Here is an 18,183-nt window from a genome sequence, read left to right as displayed (position 1 = left end):
GCGAGCGGCCAGGCACGCGGGAAGGGGGGGCGGCGTCAGGCCATCCGGTTCTTCGCGAGCGGCGGGTTCGCCGCGAAATAGCGCTTGATGCCGCGGAAGATCGCGTCGGCCATCTGGTCGCGATAGCCGTCGTCGTTGAGCCTGCGCTCTTCGTCCGGGTTGCTGATGAACGCGGTCTCGACGAGGATCGACGGAATGTCCGGCGCCTTCAGCACCGCAAACCCCGCCTGTTCGACCGAGCCCTTGTGCAGCTTGTTGATGCCGCCGACTTCCTTCAGCACGTAGTTGCCGTAGCGCAGCGAATCGCGGATCTGCGCGGTCGTCGACATGTCGAACAGCGCACGGCTCACGGCCGCGTCCTGCGTCTTGATGTTGATGCCGCCGATCAGGTCCGACGCGTTTTCCTTGTTCGCGAGCCAGCGGGCCGCCGCGCTCGACGCGCCGTGGTCCGACAGCGCGAACACCGACGAGCCGCTCGCGGACGGCGTCGTGAACGCGTCCGCGTGGATCGATACGAACAGGTCCGCGCCGACGCGCCGCGCCTTCTGCACGCGCACGTTGAGCGGCACGAAGAAGTCGGCGTCGCGCGTCATCATCGCGCGCATGTTCGGCGCGGCATCGATCTTCGCGCGCAGCTTCTTCGCGATGTCGAGCGCCACGTGCTTCTCGTACGTGCCGCCGCCGCCGATCGCGCCCGGATCCTCGCCGCCGTGGCCCGGGTCGATCGCGACCGTCAGCAGGCGCACGGTGCCGCCCTTGCCGGATTTCGGTGCGGTGAACTTGTAGGCGTCGTCGCCTCCGTCGTCATCGTCCTGGCGCGCGATCACGGGCGGCGGCTTGACCGCGGGCTTCGCCGGCGCGGCCGGCGTGCCGCCCGTCGCAGCGGGCGGTGTGCGCGGCGTGGGCGCAGCGGTCGCGCCCGGCGTGTTCTGCGCGAAGCGCTGGAAGAACGCGTCGCTGTTGTCGTGACTCGCGACGGGCGGCGGCGTCGGACCGCTCAGCGCGGTCGGCGGCTGCACCTGCTGCGCGCGCGTCGCTTCGTTGAACTGCTGTTCCTTGCGTTCCGTCTGCGCGATCAGGTCGGTCAGCGGATCGGGCGGCACGGCCGGATAGAGGTCGAACACGAGCCGGTACTTGTACGTGCCGACGGGCGGCAGCGTGAACACCTGCGGCTTCACGGAGCCCTTCAGGTCGAACACCATCCGCACGACGTGCGGCTGGTACTGGCCGACGCGCACCGACTGGATCTGCGGATCGTTCGGCGCGATCTTCGACACGAGGTCGCGCAGCGCCTGGTCGAGGTCGAGCCCGCTCAGGTCGACGACGAGCCGGTCGGGACCCTGCAGCAGCTGTTGGGTATTCTGCAGCGGCTGGTCGGATTCGATCGTCACGCGCGTGTAATCGCGCGCGGGCCACACGCGCACGCCGAGCACCGACGATGCGTGCGCGAGCCGCGGCACCGCGAGGCCGAGCACGAGCGTCGACGCGCCCGCGCACAGGATCTGCCGGCGCCGCCAGTTGTGCGTCGCGGTGGCCGCCGATTCGATCGAGCGGAACGGTTTGATCAACATCTTTCGAGACATGCGTTTCCTGAAGCGCTGTACGCCCGGACGGTGAGGGCGCGGCCGTCGCCGTCCACGTCGAGCGAGAAGACCAGATCGGGCACGCCGAGCAGCGTGCCCGCCTGTTGCGGCCATTCGACGAGGCAGATCGCGCTGGAATTGAAATATTCGCGAAAGCCGGCGTCGGACCATTCGGCCGGATCGTTGAAACGGTACAGATCGAAGTGATAGACCTCGAGTTCCCCATCTTCGCGTTCGAGCGCATACGGCTCGACGAGCGTATAAGTGGGGCTGCGCACGCGGCCGCGATGGCCGAGGCCGCGCAGGATCGCGCGCACGAGGGACGTCTTGCCTGCGCCGAGGTCGCCGACGAGCTGGATCTGCAGGCCGTCGAACGCATGCGCGCGCGTCAGTTCGGCGCGGGCCGCGTCGAGCGCATGCGCGAAGCGCGCGCCGAAGGCCTCGGTCGCCGCTTCGTCGGCGAGTGCGAACACGCGCTCCGCGAGCGGGGCGGGCAGCGCGGCGGCGTGAGGCAAGTGGCTTGGCGTGGCTGGCATTCTCGTAAAATAGTGCGATGAACCGATTACCGGAACTCGCCGCATCCGATCTGCCTTCGACACATGACGAAGGCGCGACGCCGTGCGTGCTCGACGATGCGGCGTTGACTGCGCTCGCCGCGCGCATCAGGGCGTGGGGGCGCGAATTGGGTTTCGGGGCGATCGGCATCAGCGACACCGATCTCTCGGATGCCGAAGCAGGCCTCGCCGCCTGGCTGGAAGCCGGTTGCCACGGCGAGATGGATTATATGGCGAAACATGGGATGAAACGCGCGCGGCCGGCCGAACTTGTGGCCGGTACGCGACGCGTGATCTCCGCGCGACTCGCGTATCTGCCGGCCGAAACGCTCGCGAACGATGTGCCGGACGACCCGCACGGCGCCGTTGCGCCGCGCGACTGGCGCGCGCGCGAACGGGCCCGGCTCGACGATCCGCAGGCGGCCGTCGTCTCGATCTATGCGCGCGGCCGCGACTATCACAAGGTGCTGCGCAACCGCCTGCAGACGCTTGCCGAGCGCGTCGAGCGCGAGATCGGCGCGTTCGGTTACCGCGTGTTCACCGATTCGGCGCCCGTGCTCGAGGTCGAGCTCGCGCAGAAAGCCGGGGTCGGCTGGCGCGGCAAGCACACGCTGCTGCTGCAGCGCGACGCGGGCTCGCTGTTCTTCCTCGGCGAGATCTACGTCGACATTCCGCTGCCGACCGATGCGCAGACCGCGCCCGAGACGGCGCCCGAAACGCCGGGCGCGCATTGCGGGAGCTGCACGCGCTGCATCGACGCGTGCCCGACCGGCGCGATCGTCGCGCCGTATCGTGTCGATGCGCGGCGCTGCATCTCGTACCTGACGATCGAGCTGAAAGGCAGCATCCCGGAACCGCTGCGGCCGATGATCGGCAACCGCGTGTACGGCTGCGACGACTGCCAGCTCGTCTGTCCATGGAACAAGTTCGCGCAGGCCGCGCCCGTCGCCGATTTCGACGTGCGGCACGGGCTCGATCGTGCGACGCTCGTCGAGCTGTTCGGCTGGAGCGCCGACGAATTCGACACCCGGATGCAGGGCAGCGCGATCAGGCGCATCGGCTATGAATGCTGGCTGCGCAATCTCGCGGTCGGGCTCGGCAATGCGCTGCGCGCGCCGGCCGGGCAGCTTTCGGCAGGCGCGCGCGACGCGATGGTCGCCGCATTGCGCGCGCGGGCGGACGACCCGTCGCCGCTCGTGCGCGAGCACGTCGAGTGGGCGCTGCGCGCGGCGTGAGGGCAGCGTAGAGTGTCGATGCGCCGAGTCGGCTGCGGTCCAATGGATCGGTGAAACGGGCTGGCAGGCGTGGTCGGTAGTGCGGATCGACATCAGGTCGATCGCGTAGCATGCATCGGACCAGAGCAGGCGCTGAAGCGCTGCTAAAGCTATGCATGGGACCGAACCAAGTGCTGAAGCGCCAAATCCGGTCGACATCTGCTCGGCCGCGAAGCTTGGGACCAGAGCAAGCGCTGAAGCGCCAAAGCTTTGTATGGGACCGGACCAAGCGCTGAAGCGCCAACTCTGGTCGACAGGAGGCAGTAATGTTCAATGCAGTGATCGATGCGCCGTTCGGCAAGGTCGGCATACGCACGGATGCGTCGGTGGTGCGCGAGATCGTCTATCTGCCCGAGTCGATGAAACACATCGACCCGGATACGCCGCTCGCCAGGCGCGCAGTCGAGCAGATCGAGCGCTATTTCGAGCGGGCGTCGGCCACTTTCGACCTGCCGCTTGCCGACATCGGCACCGCGTTCCAGCACCGCGTGTGGGAGGCAATCTGCGAAATCCCGCCCGGCACCGTGCTGACCTACGGGCAGGTCGCGAAGCTGATCGGCAGCGCGCCGCGCGCGGTCGGCCAGGCATGCGGCGCAAACTACTTTCCGCTCGTGATCCCGTGCCATCGCGTCGTCGCGTCGGCCGGCATCGGCGGCTTTGCGAACCACGACGACGACGGCTACTTCCTCAAAGTGAAGCGCTGGCTGCTCGCACACGAAGGCGTGCCGTACCGATGAGCGATTCGTTGCTATCCCCCGACACCGCCGACGATACGGCCGAGGCCGCCGCGTCGCCCGCGCTGCTCGCGAGCCGCGCGTCGATCGACGTGTTCTGCGATGCGCTGTGGCTCGAACACGGTCTCGCGCGCAATACGCTCGACGCGTACCGGCGCGATCTGGCGCTGTTTTCGCAGTGGCTCGCGACGACCCACGATGCGTCGCTCGACGCCGCCAACGAGGCGATGGTCGAGGGCTATATCGCCGCACGCAGTGACGGCAAGGCGACATCGTCGAACCGGCGCTTGTCGGTGTTCCGTCGCTATTACGGCTGGGCCGTGCGCGAGCACCGTGCGACGGCGGACCCGACGCTGCGCATCACGTCCGCGAAGCAGGGTGCGCGGTTTCCGTCGACGCTGTCCGAAGCGCAGGTCGAGGCGCTGCTCGGCGCGCCCGACGTCGGCACGCCGCTCGGTCTGCGCGATCGCACGATGCTGGAGCTGATGTACGCGAGCGGACTGCGCGTGAGCGAGCTCGTGACGCTGAAGACCGTCGAGGTCGGGTTCAACGAAGGCGTCGTGCGCGTGATGGGCAAGGGCTCGAAGGAGCGGCTCGTGCCGTTCGGCGAAGTCGCGCACGGCTGGATCGAGCGCTACCTGCGCGATGCGCGGCCGGCGCTGCTCGGCGCGCGCGCGGCCGATGCGCTGTTCGTGACCGCGCGCGGCGACGGCATGACGCGCCAGCAGTTCTGGAACATCATCAAGCGCCACGCGCAGCACGCGGACGTGCGCGCGCACCTGTCGCCGCACACGCTGCGGCATGCGTTCGCGACGCACCTGCTGAATCACGGTGCGGACCTGCGTGTCGTGCAGATGCTGCTCGGCCACAGCGACATCTCGACGACGCAGATCTATACGCACGTCGCACGCGAACGCCTGAGGACGCTGCATGCGCAGCACCACCCGCGCGGATAGCGCGGGGCAGGGCGGGGCCGCGTGCTTCAGATCAGGTCGCGCAGCTTGTGCTTGAGCACCTTGCCGGTCGACGCGGCCGGCAGCGCGTCGAGCACGCGGATGTGCGCGGGCCGCTTGTACGGCGCGAGCCGCGCCGCGCACCAGTCGTGCAGCGCGGCTTCGGTGGCCGTCGCGCCGGGCACCAGCTCGACGAACGCGAGCACTTCCTCGTTGCCCTCGACCGCGCGGCCGACGACGGCCGCCTGCACGACGTCTGGATGCGCATTCAGCGCCTGCTCGACTTCGACCGGATACACGTTGAACCCCGAGCGGATGATCAGCTCCTTGCTGCGTCCGGCGATCGTCACCGCGCCGTCGGCATCCTGCCGCGCGAGGTCGCCGGTCTTCAGCCAGCCGTCCGGCGTGACGGCCGCACGCGTTGCGTCCGGATTGCGGTAATAGCCGAGCATCACGTTCGGCCCGCGCACCCAGATCTCGCCGACTTCGCCCTGCGGCACGTCGCGGCCGTCCGGCGCGACGATCCGCATCGCGACGCCCGGAATCGGCGTGCCGACCGAGCAGTCGCTGCGCGGCGCGTCGAGCGCCGTCTGCGTGATCGTCGGGCTGCTCTCGGTCATCCCGTAGCCGTTGTGCAGCGGCACGCCATAGATCCGCTCGACGCGCGCCTTCAGGCCGGCGTCGAGCGGCGAGCCGCCCGAATAGGCGAAGCGCAGCCGCGGCGCGTGCCACGCGTGGCCGTGCGTGTGCAGGTGCTCGAGCAGCTTCGCGTGCATCGCGGGCACGCCCTGGAAGATCGTGACACCTTCGTCAGCGAGCGCGATGCGCACGGCCTCCGGCGAGAAGCGCGGCGCGAGGCGCAAGGTCGCGCCCGCATACAGGCTGCCGAGGCAGACCGACGCGAGGCCGTACACGTGCGATACCGGCAGCACCGTATAGACGATGTCGTCGGGCGACACGCGCCGCAGCGTGCTCGACGCCGCCGCGATGTACAGCAGGTTGCGGTGGGACAGCATCACGCCCTTCGGCGCCCCGGTGGTGCCGGTCGTGTAGATCAGCGCCGCGCATTGCGCTGCGCCGTCCGCGGCGACCGGTTCGCCGGGTGAGTCGGCATCGGCGCGGTACGACCACGCGCCGATGTCGACCGCGAGCGCGGGCGCCGGGCTCGCGTGGTGCCGCGCCGCGTGCGCGCGTGCGTCCGGCGATGCGTCGTCGGTGAACGCGATCAGTTTCGGGCGCGCGTGCGCGGCGATCGCGTCGAGCTCCGCGGCCGACAGCCGCGCGTTCGACACGAGCGCCCACGCGTCGAGCCGGGCGGCCGCGAACAGCAGCACGATCTGCGCGACGCAGTTTTCCGCGACGATCATCACGCGGTCGCCGCCGCGCACGCCCAACGCGGCGAGTTGCGCGGCGGCGGCGTCGACCGCCTGCGACAGGTCGCGATACGTGAGGCGGCGCGGGTCCTCGATCAGCGCCGGATGATCGGGCGCACAAGCGGCCCAGTGCGCGGGGACGTCGGCAATGCGGCCGGGCAGCGCGGCCAGCAGCGCGTCGACATCGAGCGGCGCGCAGGGGCGGGTGGACTGGGTCATGGCGTCTCCAGAAGGTGAACGGGCGGCCGGGGCGCGGCGGGGCGATGTTTGCGAACGATCGTGCCATGCCGAAGCGCGGCCCACAATCGGCCATTCGGACAATAGCGCTTCACAGCGCGCAATGATGATGGAGGGCGTGGCGTGGCGTGGCGTGGCGTGGCGTGGCGTGGCGTGGCGTCGCGGCGATGCCGAGCGTAGTGCCCCCGCTGAGGCCCCCGGGCGATGGAAAAGCGGGCCGCGAGTATACCGCCGGCGGGCAGGGCGGTCCTTGGCGAACACCTGTTGCGCAGTGCGCCTTGCCAGCCGTTCCCCATTAGAATGCCGCCATGAGCAAATCCAGACACGTGTCCGAAACGCCCGCGACCCAGCTGTTGCGCCGCCACGGCGTCGCGTTCGGCGAACACCCGTATGAATATGTCGAGCATGGGGGTACCGGCGAGTCCGCGCGCCAGCTCGGCGTCGACGAGCACATCGTCGTGAAGACGCTCGTGATGGAGGACGAACATGCGAAGCCGCTGATCGTGCTGATGCACGGCGATCGCACGGTGTCGACGAAGAACCTCGCGCGTCAGATCGGCGCGAAGCGCGTCGAGCCGTGCAAGCCGGAGGTCGCGAACCGCCATTCGGGCTATCTCGTCGGCGGCACGTCACCGTTCGGCACCCGCAAGGCAATGCCCGTCTATGTCGAAGCGACGATCCTCGCGTTGCCGACGATCTACCTGAACGGCGGCCGCCGCGGCTATCTCGTCAGCGTCGTGCCGTCCGTGCTGACGACGCTGCTCGACGCGAAGCCCGTGCAGTGCGCGAGCGTCGACTGAGGGTTTCACCTTCGTGGCAGTCCGCGCCGCTTCGGTAGAATGAGCGCCGCTTCGGCTTGCCGTCGCAGGCAATCCGCCGCCGCGGCCGCGCCGGCCATGCCGTGCGCAGCCGTCCGTCCCATCGATACGTTGAAAGAAGAGTCTTCCGCATGCAGATCCTGCTCGCCGCCCTCGTTGCCTACCTGATCGGCTCGGTGTCGTTCGCCGTCGTCGTCAGCGCCACGATGGGCCTGGCCGATCCCCGCTCGTACGGGTCGAAGAATCCCGGCGCCACCAACGTGCTGCGCAGCGGCAACAAGAAGGCGGCGATCCTGACGCTCGTCGGTGACGCATTCAAGGGCTGGATCGCCGTCTGGCTCGCGCGGCGTTTCGGCTTGCCCGAAGTCGCGATCGCATGGGTGGCGATCGCCGTGTTCCTTGGCCACCTGTACCCGATTTTCTTCCGCTTCCAAGGCGGCAAGGGCGTCGCAACCGCAGCCGGCGTGCTGCTCGCGGTCCATCCGGTGCTCGGGCTCGCGACCGCGCTGACCTGGCTCATCATCGCGTTCTTCTTCCGCTATTCGTCGCTCGCGGCGCTTGTCGCGGCGGTGTTCGCGCCGCTGTTCGACGTGTTCCTGTTCGGCACACAGCACAATCCGGTCGCGTGGGCGGTGCTCGCGATGAGCGTGCTGCTCGTGTGGCGTCACCGCAGCAACATCTCGAAGCTGCTGGCGGGGCAGGAAAGCCGGATCGGCGACAAGAAGAAGGCCGCCTCGAACGGCAACGCGCAGGACGGCGGGAAGGCCTGACAAAACAGGCCGAAAAGCGCCGGCGCGAAAAGCGCGGGCCGAAAAACGCGGACTGTAGAAGTGTGTTGAAGAAGCGCGCCGGGCACGCAACGCGGCCCGGCGGCGGCACGCGACCGATCAGTCGCGGAAGTTGTTGAAGTCGAGCGGGGTGTCGGTCACGTCCTTGCGCAGCATCGCGATCACGCTTTGCAGGTCGTCGCGCTTCGCGCCCGACACGCGCACCGCGTCGCCCTGGATGCTCGCCTGCACCTTGATCTTGCTGTCCTTGACGAGCCGCACGATCTTCTTCGCGAGATCGCCCGTCACGCCTTTCTTGACCGTCACGACCTGCTTGACCTTGTCGCCGCCGATCTTCTCGATCTTGCCGTAATCGAGGAAGCGCACGTCGACGTTGCGCTTCGCCATCTTGCCGATCAGCACGTCCTTGACCTGGCCGAGCTTGAAATCGTCGTCGGCGAACAGCGTCAGTTCGCGTTCCTTCTGCTCGACGCGCGCGTCGGAGCCCTTGAAGTCGAAGCGTGTCGAAATCTCCTTGTTCGACTGCTCGATGGCATTCTTTACTTCGATCATGTTCGCTTCGCTGACGACGTCGAACGATGGCATGGCTTTCTCCCTGTAAAACACGCGGGCCCGGCTCGCGCACGGGCACTCGCTATAATTGCGGACTGTTTGCCATTTTACCGGTGCCCCTTCGTTTGCCCAAGGCCGGCCGCGCGCCGCCGGGCACGCATGACCGCGATTGCCGATGCTTCCTGCCGATTCCACCCTGTCGCTGCTTCCCGACCATCCGCTCGCCGCGCACAACACGTTCGGTTTCGACGTGAAGGCGCGGCTGGCCGCGCGCGTGACGCACGCGGACCAGTTCGCGGCGCTGCATCGCGACGCGCGCGTCGCCGGCTTGCCGCACCTCGTGCTCGGCGGCGGCAGCAATGTCGTGTTCACGCGCGATTTCGACGGCCTCGTGCTGCTCGACGAGATCACCGGCCGCCGCATCGTTCGCGAAGACGATGACGCGTGGTACGTCGAGGCGGGCGGCGGCGAGACCTGGCACGCGTTCGTCGCGTGGACGCTCGAGCACGGGATGCCGGGCCTCGAGAACCTTGCGCTGATTCCCGGCACGGTCGGCGCCGCACCGATCCAGAACATCGGCGCGTACGGGCTCGAGATGAAGACGTATTTCGATTCACTCGTCGCCGTCGAGCTCGCGACGGGGCGCAGCGAGCGCTTCGATGCTGCACGTTGCGCGTTCGGCTATCGCGACAGCTTCTTCAAGCGGGAAGGCCGCGCGCGCTTCGCGATCGTGTCGGTGACGTTCCGGCTGCCGAAGCGCTGGACGCCGCGGCTCGGCTACGCGGACGTCGCGCGCGAACTCGACGCGCGCGGTATCGCGCAACCCGCGGCAACGGCGCGCGATGTGTTCGATGCGGTGGTCGCGATCCGCCGCGCGAAGCTGCCCGATCCGCTCGCGCTTGGCAATGCGGGCAGCTTCTTCAAGAATCCGGTGATCGATGCTGCCCAGTTCGACGCGCTGCGTGCGCGCGTGGCCGACGTCGTGTCGTATCCGCAGCCGGACGGGCAGGTGAAGCTCGCGGCCGGCTGGCTGATCGACCGCTGCGGCTGGAAGGGCCGCGCGCTGGGTGCCGCGGCCGTGCACGACCGCCAGGCGCTTGTGCTCGTCAATCGCGGCGGCGCGACGGGTGCGGACGTGATCGCGCTCGCGCGGGCGATCCAGGACGACGTGTTTGCGAAGTTCGGCGTCGAGCTCGAGCCGGAGCCGGTGTGCCTGTGAGCCAGGCCTGACGCTGGTTCGCCTCCTTCCGCGGCGCACAGGACCGCATCTGCCCGGCCCCGAAAACAATCACTCCCCGTTATTCCGACGACCCGCCGCCCCGGCCGGCGGGCGCGTGTCCCGTGCCGCGCGTCGACCGTGCGCCGCGCGTTCCTTGCACTCGCCTTTCGCTTCACGATGCTTGACAATCGGTCGCCGCAGCGACCTTGACTTACACTTAACCTAGAAGTTAAATGAGAGCATGCGATCGACGACATCCGATCCTCTTTCCGTAGTCTTCGCCGCGCTGGCCGACCCGACCCGCCGGGCGATCCTGCTTCGCCTGGCCGAGGGCGCGGCGCCAGTCGGCGAGCTGGCCCGGCCGTTCGACATGTCGGCGCCGGCGATTTCGAAGCATCTTCGCGTGCTGTCGGAGGCGGGGCTGATCGAGAGGGAAGTCAATGCGCGCTGGCGAATCTGCCGGTTGCGCGCGGACGGGATGCGCGATGCACACGGATGGCTCGAAGCCTATCGGCAATATTGGGAAGAGAGCCTCGATCGACTGACGGCGTTCGTCGAACAATCGTGCGCGGGCGGCACGGCCGGCGACGACGTTCCACCTCGGCGGGAGAAGTCATGAGTCAGGCAGCAACGTTTCATCTCGAATTGAACCGGTTCATTCGCGCGCCGCGCGAGCGTGTCTTCGATGCGTTCACGAACGAAACCGCGCTGGCGTCCTGGCATTGTCCGCGCGGGATGAGCGTGATCGAGGCGAGTGCCGACGCGCGGGTCGGCGGCAAGTACCGCATCGTGATGGGCGGGCGCGACGGCTCGCGGCACATCGCGGGCGGCGAATACCAGAAGGTCGATCGCGTCGACTTTCTGGCGTACACATGGGCGTGGGAGGCCGGGTCGATGCCGGCCGACCTGAAGACGCTGATCGAGGTCACGTTCACCGACCAGGACGGCGGCACGCACCTGCACATGCGGCACAGCGGTTTTCCGAGCGCGGAGGCGCGCGATTCGCACATGGGCGGGTGGCAATCGGTGTTCAACCGGCTCAGCGATCTGCTGGACCCGGAGGGCAGCGCGGGAACGGTCAGCGTGATCGGCGATCCGCGCAGCTCCTTCTGCCGCACCGTGCGGATGGCGCTCGCGGAAAAGGGCGTCGCGTATACGCTGCAGGCGGTGCCGCCGCATTCGCCGGAGGTGCTCGCGCACAACCCGTTCGGGCGCATTCCGGCGTTCTGCGACGGCCCGGTCGAGTTTTACGAAACGCGGGCGATCCTCGGCTATATCGACGAAGCGTTCGACGGCCCGAGCCTGCTGCCCCAGTGGGGTGCTACCGCGCACGCGCGCGGCGAGCAGTGGATCAGCCTGATCATCTGTCACGCGTACGATGCGATGATTCGCCGCTATGTGCTGCAGTACGTCTTCCCGAAGGGCGAGAACGGCCAGCCCGACCGCGCGGTGATCGACGCGGCGCTGCCTGAAATCGACAAGCATCTGCGGGTGTTCGACGCGGCGTACGGCGGCCGCGATTATCTGGTCGGCGGGGCGGTGTCGATGGCGGATCTGTTCCTGGCGCCGATCGTGGCCTATGTCGGGATGTTCCCCGAAGGCGCGGAGCTGCTGCGGAATGTCCCGAACGTCACGCGCGCGCATGCGGTGATGCGCGAGCGGCCGAGCTTCGCCGCGACGCAGCCGGCGCTGGGGTGACCGGGGGAGCATCGGCATGAGCATTCGTTTCGCCCATACGATCGTCGTGGATCAATCGCCGGCGGAGGTGTTCGCGACACTCGACGATTTTTCCGTCACGCCGCAATGGCTCGAACGCTGCACCGGCATCGAGAAAGCGGCGCCGGGGCCCAACGCGGAGGGGCAGGCGCTGCGGTACGCGTACCGCGACGGGCGACGGGCCGGCGTGATGGATGGGCGCATCGTCATTCGCAAGCCGGGCGAGCGGCTCGTTTGCGTGTACGAAGACCGGATGATGCGCGTGAACGTCGATTTCCGCATCGATGCGCACGACGGCGGCACGCGCCTGACTCACGAGGTCGAGATCACGCCGAGAACCTGGCTCGCGCGGCTGTTCTCGCCGATGGTGCGCCGCGCGCTGCCGGCGCAGACCGTTCGCGCGATGGAGAGCCTGCGCAACTACCTGCGGCGCGCCTATGCGCCCCCGCTCGGAAAATGAAAAGCGCCGGTCGGCGACCGGCGCTTCGAGCGTGAGGTGACGCCTGCCCGTCAGTGCTTCAGCCGGCCGAGCAGCAGGAACTCCATCAGCGCCTTCTGCACGTGCAGGCGGTTTTCCGCCTCGTCCCAGACGACGCTCTGCGGGCCGTCGATCACGCCGGCCGTCACCTCCTCGCCGCGGTGCGCGGGCAGGCAGTGCATGAAGAGGGCATCGGGGTTCGCGTGGCCCATCATTTCCTCGTCGACGCACCAGTCGGCGAACGCCTGCTTGCGCGCCTCGTTCTCGGCCTCGAAGCCCATGCTCGTCCACACGTCGGTCGTCACGAGATCGGCGCCCTTGCACGCTTCGTTCGGATCGTCGACGACTTCGTAGAACGGTGCGCTTTCCGGCGCGACCAGCTTCATGTCGAGCGCGTAGCCGGGCGGCGTCGACAGGCGCAGCTTGAAGCCGAGGATCTGCGCGGCCTCGATCCACGTGTACAGCATGTTGTTGGCGTCGCCGACCCATGCGACCGTCTTGCCGCGGATCGGGCCGCGGTGCTCGTAGTACGTGAAGATGTCGGCGAGCACCTGGCACGGGTGGTACTCGTTGGTCAGGCCGTTGATCACCGGCACGCGGGAGTTGTCCGCGAAGCGCTGGATGATCTCCTGCTCGAACGTGCGGATCATGATGATGTCGACCATCCGCGAGATCACCTGCGCGGAATCCTCGACCGGCTCGCCGCGGCCGAGCTGCGTGTCGCGCGTGCTCATGAACACCGCATGGCCGCCGAGCTGGAAGATCCCGGCCTCGAACGACAGGCGCGTGCGCGTCGAGTTCTTCTCGAAGATCATCGCGAGCGTGCGGTCGTGCAGCGGGTGATAGGTCTCGTAGTTCTTGAACTTGCGCTTCAGGATTCCCGTGCGTTCGAGCACGTACTCGTAGTCTTCCAGCGAGAAATCCTTGAACTGCAGGTAGTGACGAATGGTTTTGGCGGTCATGAAACGAAATGCGGCGGGTCTCACCCGGCCGCAGGGCCGGACGGCACCGCCGTCGGATGTGAATGACTCAAAGCAGCATAAAGGATTTTCCGCGCTTTGACGAGCCGGGCCGAAAAGCGGGGCTGGATCGGAATGCGTGGCAGACGATCGCGGGACAGCGGGCGCGAGACGGCGCGCGATGCCGCGCTGCGGTATAATTTAAAAGTTTTCTCCAGCCCGGCAGGCAAGCCTCATTCACGCGCTGCCGGACACAAGCCGTGCGCTGCACAAAACCGGTGCGGCGTGCCGGGAAGCGCGCCAGCGGCCCGCCTGCGGGTGCGCACGGGCGCCATCCGGCGTCATGCCTGCTTTGTGTTTGCGTGTCCAGGCGCCGTTGCCTGCGCATCGCCGGGCCGTCACTTGGGTAACCACATGGCTGAAACCCCTCCGACCGAATACTTCATCCAGGGCATCACGAAAGATGGGAAGAAATTTCGCCCGAGCGACTGGTCGGAGCGTCTTGCTGGCGTCATGTCGTGCTTCGGGCCCGGTGCAAGCGGGCCGAATGCCAAGCTCAAGTATTCGTTGTATGTGCGTCCGACGATGCTCGGCGACACGAAATGCGTGATTCTCGATTCCCGCCTTCGCGACGTCGAGCCGATGGCGTTCGATTTCGTGATGAACTTCGCGAAGGACAACCACCTCGTCGTCACCGAGGCGTGCGAGCTGCCTGACTACGCGAACCACAAGAGCTGAACTGCCGGGCGAGGGCGCCTGCCGCGCCCGCCCGGTCTGTTGCGCCGCGGCCTTTCCGGCGGCGGACGGTGCAAAACAAAAAAGCCCGCGAATGCGGGCTTTTTTGTCGATCGCAGGAAACAGGGGCGCCCGCGCAAGGCGGGCACACCTTGCCGGCCGCACCGAATTTACGCTGCTGCCTGCAGGCCCTTGACGGCTGCGGCGAGGCGGCTCTTGCTGCGAGCGGCCTTGTTCTTGTGAACGATCTTCTTGTCGGCGATCGTGTCGATCGTCTTCACGGCGGCCTTGAACAGCTCAGCTGCCTTTGCCTGGTCGCCGGCGTCGACTGCCTTGCGAACAGCCTTGATCGCGGTACGGAATTTCGAGCGCAGCGCCGAGTTGTGCGAGTTTGCCTTCGCGGCCTGGCGGGCGCGCTTGCGTGCTTGTGCGGAGTTAGCCATGACGGTTCCTTATCCTGTCCTGTTTCCAGAGCTTGGAGCCTGACGGCCAAGCGCTGCTTTTCGATCCGTCCCCTGAGAACGATTGCCCAGGGGCGCAAAAAAAACGTTGGTTTTATCCGAGGCCCGGACACGGAAACGGCAGGTGCCGCGCATGTAACAGGCTCAGAAACCGGCGATTATAGCAACAAAATCAAGCGCGTGGCAAGTTTGGCGTCCGATGCGGATGCGGGCGAACGCCGCGGGCGTCCTTTTCGGCTTCCGGCCGTGACGCGCCACGCAACCTCCGTATAATAAGCGCCCCATGAATCTATTCCGAGCCCTGCTGACGGTCAGCGGCTTCACGCTGCTGTCGCGCGTGACCGGACTGGCCCGTGAGACGCTGATCGCCCGTGCGTTCGGCGCCAGTCAATATACCGACGCGTTTTACGTCGCGTTCCGCATCCCGAACCTGCTGCGCCGCCTGTCCGCGGAAGGCGCGTTCTCGCAGGCGTTCGTGCCGATCCTTGCCGAGTTCAAGAACCAGCAGGGGCACGACGCGACGAAAGCGCTCGTCGACGCGATGTCGACCGTGCTTGCGTGGGCGCTCGCCGTGCTGTCGGTGGTCGGCATCGTCGGCGCGACGTGGGTCGTGTTCGCGGTCGCGTCCGGCTTGCGCACGGACGGTCAGGCGTTCCCGCTCGCCGTCGCGATGACGCGCATCATGTTCCCGTACATCGTGTTCATTTCGCTGACGACGCTCGCGTCCGGCGTGCTGAACACGTACAAGAGCTTCTCGCTGCCCGCGTTCGCGCCGGTGCTGCTCAACGTCGCGTTCATCGTCGCGGCCGTGTTCGTTGCGCCGCACCTGAAGGTGCCCGTATATGCGCTCGCATGGGCGGTCATCGCCGGCGGCGTGCTGCAGTTCCTGGTCCAGCTGCCGGGCCTGAAGAAGATCGACATGGTGCCGCTGATCGGGCTCAACCCGATGCGTGCGCTGCGGCATCGCGGCGTGAAGCGCGTGCTCGCGAAGATGGTGCCGGCGACCTTCGCGGTGTCGGTCGCGCAGCTGTCGCTGATCATCAACACCAACATCGCGTCGCGGCTCGGGCAGGGTGCGGTGTCGTGGATCAACTACGCGGACCGCCTGATGGAATTCCCGACCGCGCTGCTCGGCGTCGCGCTCGGCACGATCCTGCTGCCGAGCCTGTCGAAGGCGCACGTCGACGCGGACGCGACCGAATATTCGGCGCTGCTCGACTGGGGGCTGCGCGTGACGTTCCTGCTCGCCGCGCCGAGCGCGCTCGCGCTGTTCTTCTTCGCGGCGCCGCTCACGGCGACGCTGTTCAACTACGGCAAGTTCGACGCGCATACCGTCACGATGGTCGCGCGTGCGCTCGCGACCTACGGGATCGGTCTCGTCGGCATCATCCTGATCAAGATTCTCGCGCCGGGCTTCTATGCGAAGCAGGACATCAAGACACCGGTGAAGATCGCGGTCGGCGTGCTCGTCGTCACGCAGCTGTCGAACTACGTGTTCGTGCCGCTGATCGGCCATGCGGGCCTGACGCTCAGCATCGGCGTCGGCGCGTGCCTGAACTCGCTGCTGCTGTTCCTCGGGCTGCGTCGGCGCGGCATCTACCAGCCGTCGGAGGGCTGGCTGCGCTTCTTCGCGCAGCTCGCGGGCGCGTCGCTCGTGCTCGCGGGCACGATGCACTGGTTCGCGATCAGCTTCGACTGGACCGGGCTGCGTGCGCAGCCGCTCCAGCGGATCGCGCTGATGGCCGCGTGCCTCGTGCTGTTCGCTGCACTATATTTCGGTATGTTGTGGGTGATGGGCTTCAAATACGCTTACTTCAGAAGGCGCGCCAAGTGACGACCGCAATGACCCGGGTCCTCGATTATTTCAGTACGCTCGTGGCGGACGACGACAGCCTGCCGGTCACCGAGGCCGCGCTGTCGCTCGCGCAAGATGCGTACCCGGATCTCGACCTGCAGGGCACGCTCGCCGAACTCGACATGCTCGCGGCGCGGCTGCGCCGGCGGCTGGCCGACGATGCCGTCCTGAAGGATCGGGTCGTCGCGCTGAACGATTTCTTCTTTCGCGAGCTCGGCTTCGCCTGCAATCACAACGATTACTACGATCCCGACAATAGCCACCTGAACGTCGTGCTGAGGCGGCGGCGCGGGATCCCGATCTCGCTGTCGGTGCTGTATATCGAACTGGCCGAGCAGATCGGCGTGCCGGCGCGCGGCGTGTCGTTTCCCGGCCATTTCCTGCTGCGCGTCACGCTGTCGGACGGCGACCTGATCATCGACCCGACCAACGGCCATTCGCTGTCCGAAGCCGAGATGGTCGAGATGCTGGAGCCGTACGTCGCGCGTGCGGCGGGCGCGGTGGACAGCGCATTGCGCGCGCTGCTGCAGCCGGCGACGAGCCGCGAGATCATTGCGCGGATGCTGCGCAACCTGAAGACGATCTATCTGCAGACGGAACGCTGGCAGCGGCTGCTGGCCGTGCAGCAGCGGCTCGTGATCCTGCTGCCGGAACACCTCGACGAGGTGCGCGACCGCGGCTTCGCGTATGCGCGGCTCGACTACCTGCGGCCGGCGCTCGAGGATCTCGAGCGGTATCTCGGCGAACGGCCGGACGCGGAAGACGCGAACGTCGTCGACGCGCAGGTGAGCGAATTGCGGCAGCGGATGCAGCGCGGAGACGAGGACTGAGCGAAGACCGGCCGAAGACCGGCCGTTTCGCAGCAAGCATACGAAACGCCCGCCATGCGCATTGCGCGCGTGGCGGGCGTTTTTGCTGGTACGTATAGCGCGCGTTATTGCTACATTGTTGCTGCGTTATTGCGCCGTCATTTCGGCTGCATCCGGATCGCGCCGTCGAGGCGGATCACTTCACCGTTGAGCATCGGGTTCTCGACGATCTGCCGCACCAGCATCGCATATTCGGCCGGCTTGCCGAGCCGCGGCGGGAACGGCACCATCGCGCCGAGCGCGTCCTGCACGTCCTTCGGCATGCCGAGCAGCATCGGCGTCTCGAACAGGCCGGGCGCGATCGTCATCACGCGGATGCCGCTGCGCGACAGGTCGCGCGCGATCGGCAGCGTCATGCCGGCAACGCCGGCCTTCGATGCCGCATACGCGGCCTGGCCGATCTGGCCGTCGAACGCCGCGACCGACGCGGTGCTGATCACGACGCCGCGCTCGCCGTCCGCGTTCGGCGCGTTCGCGGCCATCGCGACGGCGGCCAGACGGATCATGTTGAACGTGCCGACGAGGTTCACGCTGATCGTCTTCGCGAACACGTCGAGCGGATGCGCGCCGTCCTTGCCGACGGTCTTCGCGGCGGGCGCGACGCCCGCGCAGTTCACGAGGCCGCGCAGCGTGCCCGCGCGCGTCGCGGCGTCGACCGCGGCCTGCGCGTCGTCCTCGCGCGATACATCGCAGTGGACGAACATGCCGCCCAGTTCGCTGGCGAGCGCAACACCCGCTTCGTCGTTCAGGTCGGCGAGCACGACCTTGCCGCCTTCGTGCGCGAGCATCCGCGCCGTGCCGGCACCAAGTCCCGATGCGCCGCCCGTGATCAGAAAGACGTTCCCGCGAATCTCCATGACTGTCTCCTTGGTGGTAGGTAAAGACGGCGGCCTGCGTGCAAGCCGGCAGAGAGGGGATCGATCCGGTCGATTGTACGGGGCGCCGCCGTGCGCCGGCACAATGCTGACGTCCGTGCGAACCTTCGTGCAAACCGGCCGCGCACGAAAAAAAACCGCCCGGGACGG

19 protein-coding genes are annotated in these 18,183 nt (G+C 67.5%); 12 read left to right on the top strand and 7 right to left on the bottom strand.

Translation table 11 applies throughout. From position 1 onward, the window contains the following. Positions 1-35: 35 nt before the first annotated feature. Positions 36-1,583, bottom strand: coding sequence for an N-acetylmuramoyl-L-alanine amidase (locus ACV229_RS18730; RefSeq protein WP_448084602.1), 1,548 nt, complete (start codon positions 1,581-1,583; stop codon positions 36-38). Further along, positions 1,565-2,119, bottom strand: coding sequence for a tRNA (adenosine(37)-N6)-threonylcarbamoyltransferase complex ATPase subunit type 1 TsaE (gene tsaE, locus ACV229_RS18725; RefSeq protein WP_448084601.1), 555 nt, complete (start codon positions 2,117-2,119; stop codon positions 1,565-1,567). The genes ACV229_RS18730 and tsaE overlap by 19 nt, the downstream gene beginning before the upstream one ends. A gap of 17 nt (positions 2,120-2,136) precedes the next feature. On the opposite strand from tsaE, the gene queG reads away from it, so the two are divergent. From queG to xerD, 3 genes are all read left to right on the top strand, one after another. Further along, positions 2,137-3,372: a tRNA epoxyqueuosine(34) reductase QueG gene (gene queG / locus ACV229_RS18720; protein WP_448084600.1), complete on the top strand. Its 1,236-nt coding sequence runs from the start codon at positions 2,137-2,139 to the stop codon at positions 3,370-3,372. Between the two features lie 305 nt (positions 3,373-3,677). After that, positions 3,678-4,148 carry a methylated-DNA--[protein]-cysteine S-methyltransferase gene (locus tag ACV229_RS18715; protein WP_448084599.1) on the top strand — a complete coding sequence of 157 codons (471 nt, stop codon included), beginning with the start codon at positions 3,678-3,680 and terminating at the stop codon, positions 4,146-4,148. Next, positions 4,145-5,101 (top strand): site-specific tyrosine recombinase XerD, encoded by a 957-nt coding sequence (gene xerD, locus ACV229_RS18710; RefSeq protein WP_448084598.1) that lies wholly within the window; start codon positions 4,145-4,147, stop codon positions 5,099-5,101. The genes ACV229_RS18715 and xerD overlap by 4 nt, the downstream gene beginning before the upstream one ends. Before the next feature lie 26 nt (positions 5,102-5,127). Here the strand turns inward: xerD and ACV229_RS18705 are convergent, their stop codons facing one another. After that, positions 5,128-6,690, bottom strand: a complete 1,563-nt coding sequence (locus ACV229_RS18705) for a class I adenylate-forming enzyme family protein (RefSeq protein WP_448084597.1) — start codon at positions 6,688-6,690, stop codon at positions 5,128-5,130. Positions 6,691-7,016: 326 nt separating this feature from the next. Between ACV229_RS18705 and ybaK the strand changes: the two genes are divergently transcribed. Both ybaK and plsY read left to right on the top strand, forming a co-directional pair. After that, complete coding sequence (gene ybaK, locus ACV229_RS18700) at positions 7,017-7,508, top strand: Cys-tRNA(Pro) deacylase (RefSeq protein ID WP_448084596.1); 492 nt, start codon at positions 7,017-7,019, stop codon at positions 7,506-7,508. 149 nt (positions 7,509-7,657) lie between these two features. Further along, on the top strand, positions 7,658-8,296 hold the full coding sequence (plsY, locus tag ACV229_RS18695) for a glycerol-3-phosphate 1-O-acyltransferase PlsY (RefSeq protein WP_448084595.1): 639 nt from the start codon (positions 7,658-7,660) through the stop codon (positions 8,294-8,296). Positions 8,297-8,413: 117 nt separating this feature from the next. On the opposite strand, the gene ACV229_RS18690 is transcribed toward plsY, so the two are convergent. After that, on the bottom strand, positions 8,414-8,899 hold the full coding sequence (locus ACV229_RS18690; protein WP_176077091.1) for a YajQ family cyclic di-GMP-binding protein: 486 nt from the start codon (positions 8,897-8,899) through the stop codon (positions 8,414-8,416). A gap of 142 nt (positions 8,900-9,041) precedes the next feature. Here ACV229_RS18690 and murB point away from each other — a divergent pair, with 142 nt between their 5' ends. The 4 genes from murB to ACV229_RS18670 all read left to right on the top strand — a co-directional run bounded on the left by murB (position 9,042) and on the right by ACV229_RS18670 (position 12,261). Continuing rightward, positions 9,042-10,085, top strand: coding sequence for a UDP-N-acetylmuramate dehydrogenase (murB, locus tag ACV229_RS18685; RefSeq protein WP_448084594.1), 1,044 nt, complete (start codon positions 9,042-9,044; stop codon positions 10,083-10,085). Positions 10,086-10,326: 241 nt separating this feature from the next. After that, positions 10,327-10,704 (top strand): ArsR/SmtB family transcription factor, encoded by a 378-nt coding sequence (locus tag ACV229_RS18680; RefSeq protein WP_448084593.1) that lies wholly within the window; start codon positions 10,327-10,329, stop codon positions 10,702-10,704. Continuing rightward, complete coding sequence (locus ACV229_RS18675; protein WP_448084592.1) at positions 10,701-11,783, top strand: SRPBCC domain-containing protein; 1,083 nt, start codon at positions 10,701-10,703, stop codon at positions 11,781-11,783. The genes ACV229_RS18680 and ACV229_RS18675 overlap by 4 nt, the downstream gene beginning before the upstream one ends. A gap of 16 nt (positions 11,784-11,799) precedes the next feature. Continuing rightward, positions 11,800-12,261, top strand: coding sequence for an SRPBCC family protein (locus tag ACV229_RS18670; RefSeq protein ID WP_448084591.1), 462 nt, complete (start codon positions 11,800-11,802; stop codon positions 12,259-12,261). Positions 12,262-12,311: 50 nt separating this feature from the next. Here the strand turns inward: ACV229_RS18670 and argF are convergent, their stop codons facing one another. Continuing rightward, a complete protein-coding gene (gene argF / locus ACV229_RS18665; protein WP_448084590.1) occupies positions 12,312-13,241 on the bottom strand; it encodes an ornithine carbamoyltransferase in 930 nt (309 codons plus the stop codon). Positions 13,242-13,652: 411 nt separating this feature from the next. On the opposite strand from argF, the gene ACV229_RS18660 reads away from it, so the two are divergent. Then, on the top strand, positions 13,653-13,976 hold the full coding sequence (locus tag ACV229_RS18660) for a DUF3579 domain-containing protein (RefSeq protein WP_448084589.1): 324 nt from the start codon (positions 13,653-13,655) through the stop codon (positions 13,974-13,976). Between the two features lie 167 nt (positions 13,977-14,143). Here ACV229_RS18660 and rpsT read toward each other — a convergent pair whose 3' ends face one another. Continuing rightward, positions 14,144-14,416, bottom strand: coding sequence for a 30S ribosomal protein S20 (gene rpsT / locus ACV229_RS18655; protein ID WP_006398494.1), 273 nt, complete (start codon positions 14,414-14,416; stop codon positions 14,144-14,146). 301 nt (positions 14,417-14,717) lie between these two features. Between rpsT and murJ the strand changes: the two genes are divergently transcribed. Further along, a complete protein-coding gene (gene murJ / locus ACV229_RS18650; protein WP_448084588.1) occupies positions 14,718-16,268 on the top strand; it encodes a murein biosynthesis integral membrane protein MurJ in 1,551 nt (516 codons plus the stop codon). Between the two features lie 8 nt (positions 16,269-16,276). Further along, entirely contained in the window at positions 16,277-17,119 is an 843-nt protein-coding gene (locus ACV229_RS18645) for a SirB1 family protein (protein ID WP_448084587.1), read from the top strand. A 137-nt stretch (positions 17,120-17,256) separates the two neighbouring features. Here ACV229_RS18645 and ACV229_RS18640 read toward each other — a convergent pair whose 3' ends face one another. Further along, positions 17,257-18,015 (bottom strand): SDR family NAD(P)-dependent oxidoreductase, encoded by a 759-nt coding sequence (locus ACV229_RS18640; RefSeq protein ID WP_448084586.1) that lies wholly within the window; start codon positions 18,013-18,015, stop codon positions 17,257-17,259. Positions 18,016-18,183: the final 168 nt, after the last annotated feature.

This window comes from Burkholderia sp. MR1-5-21 (assembly GCF_053427715.1).
Note: the sequence above shows the minus strand (reverse complement) of the source record. Positions and strands in the feature narration are given on the sequence as shown.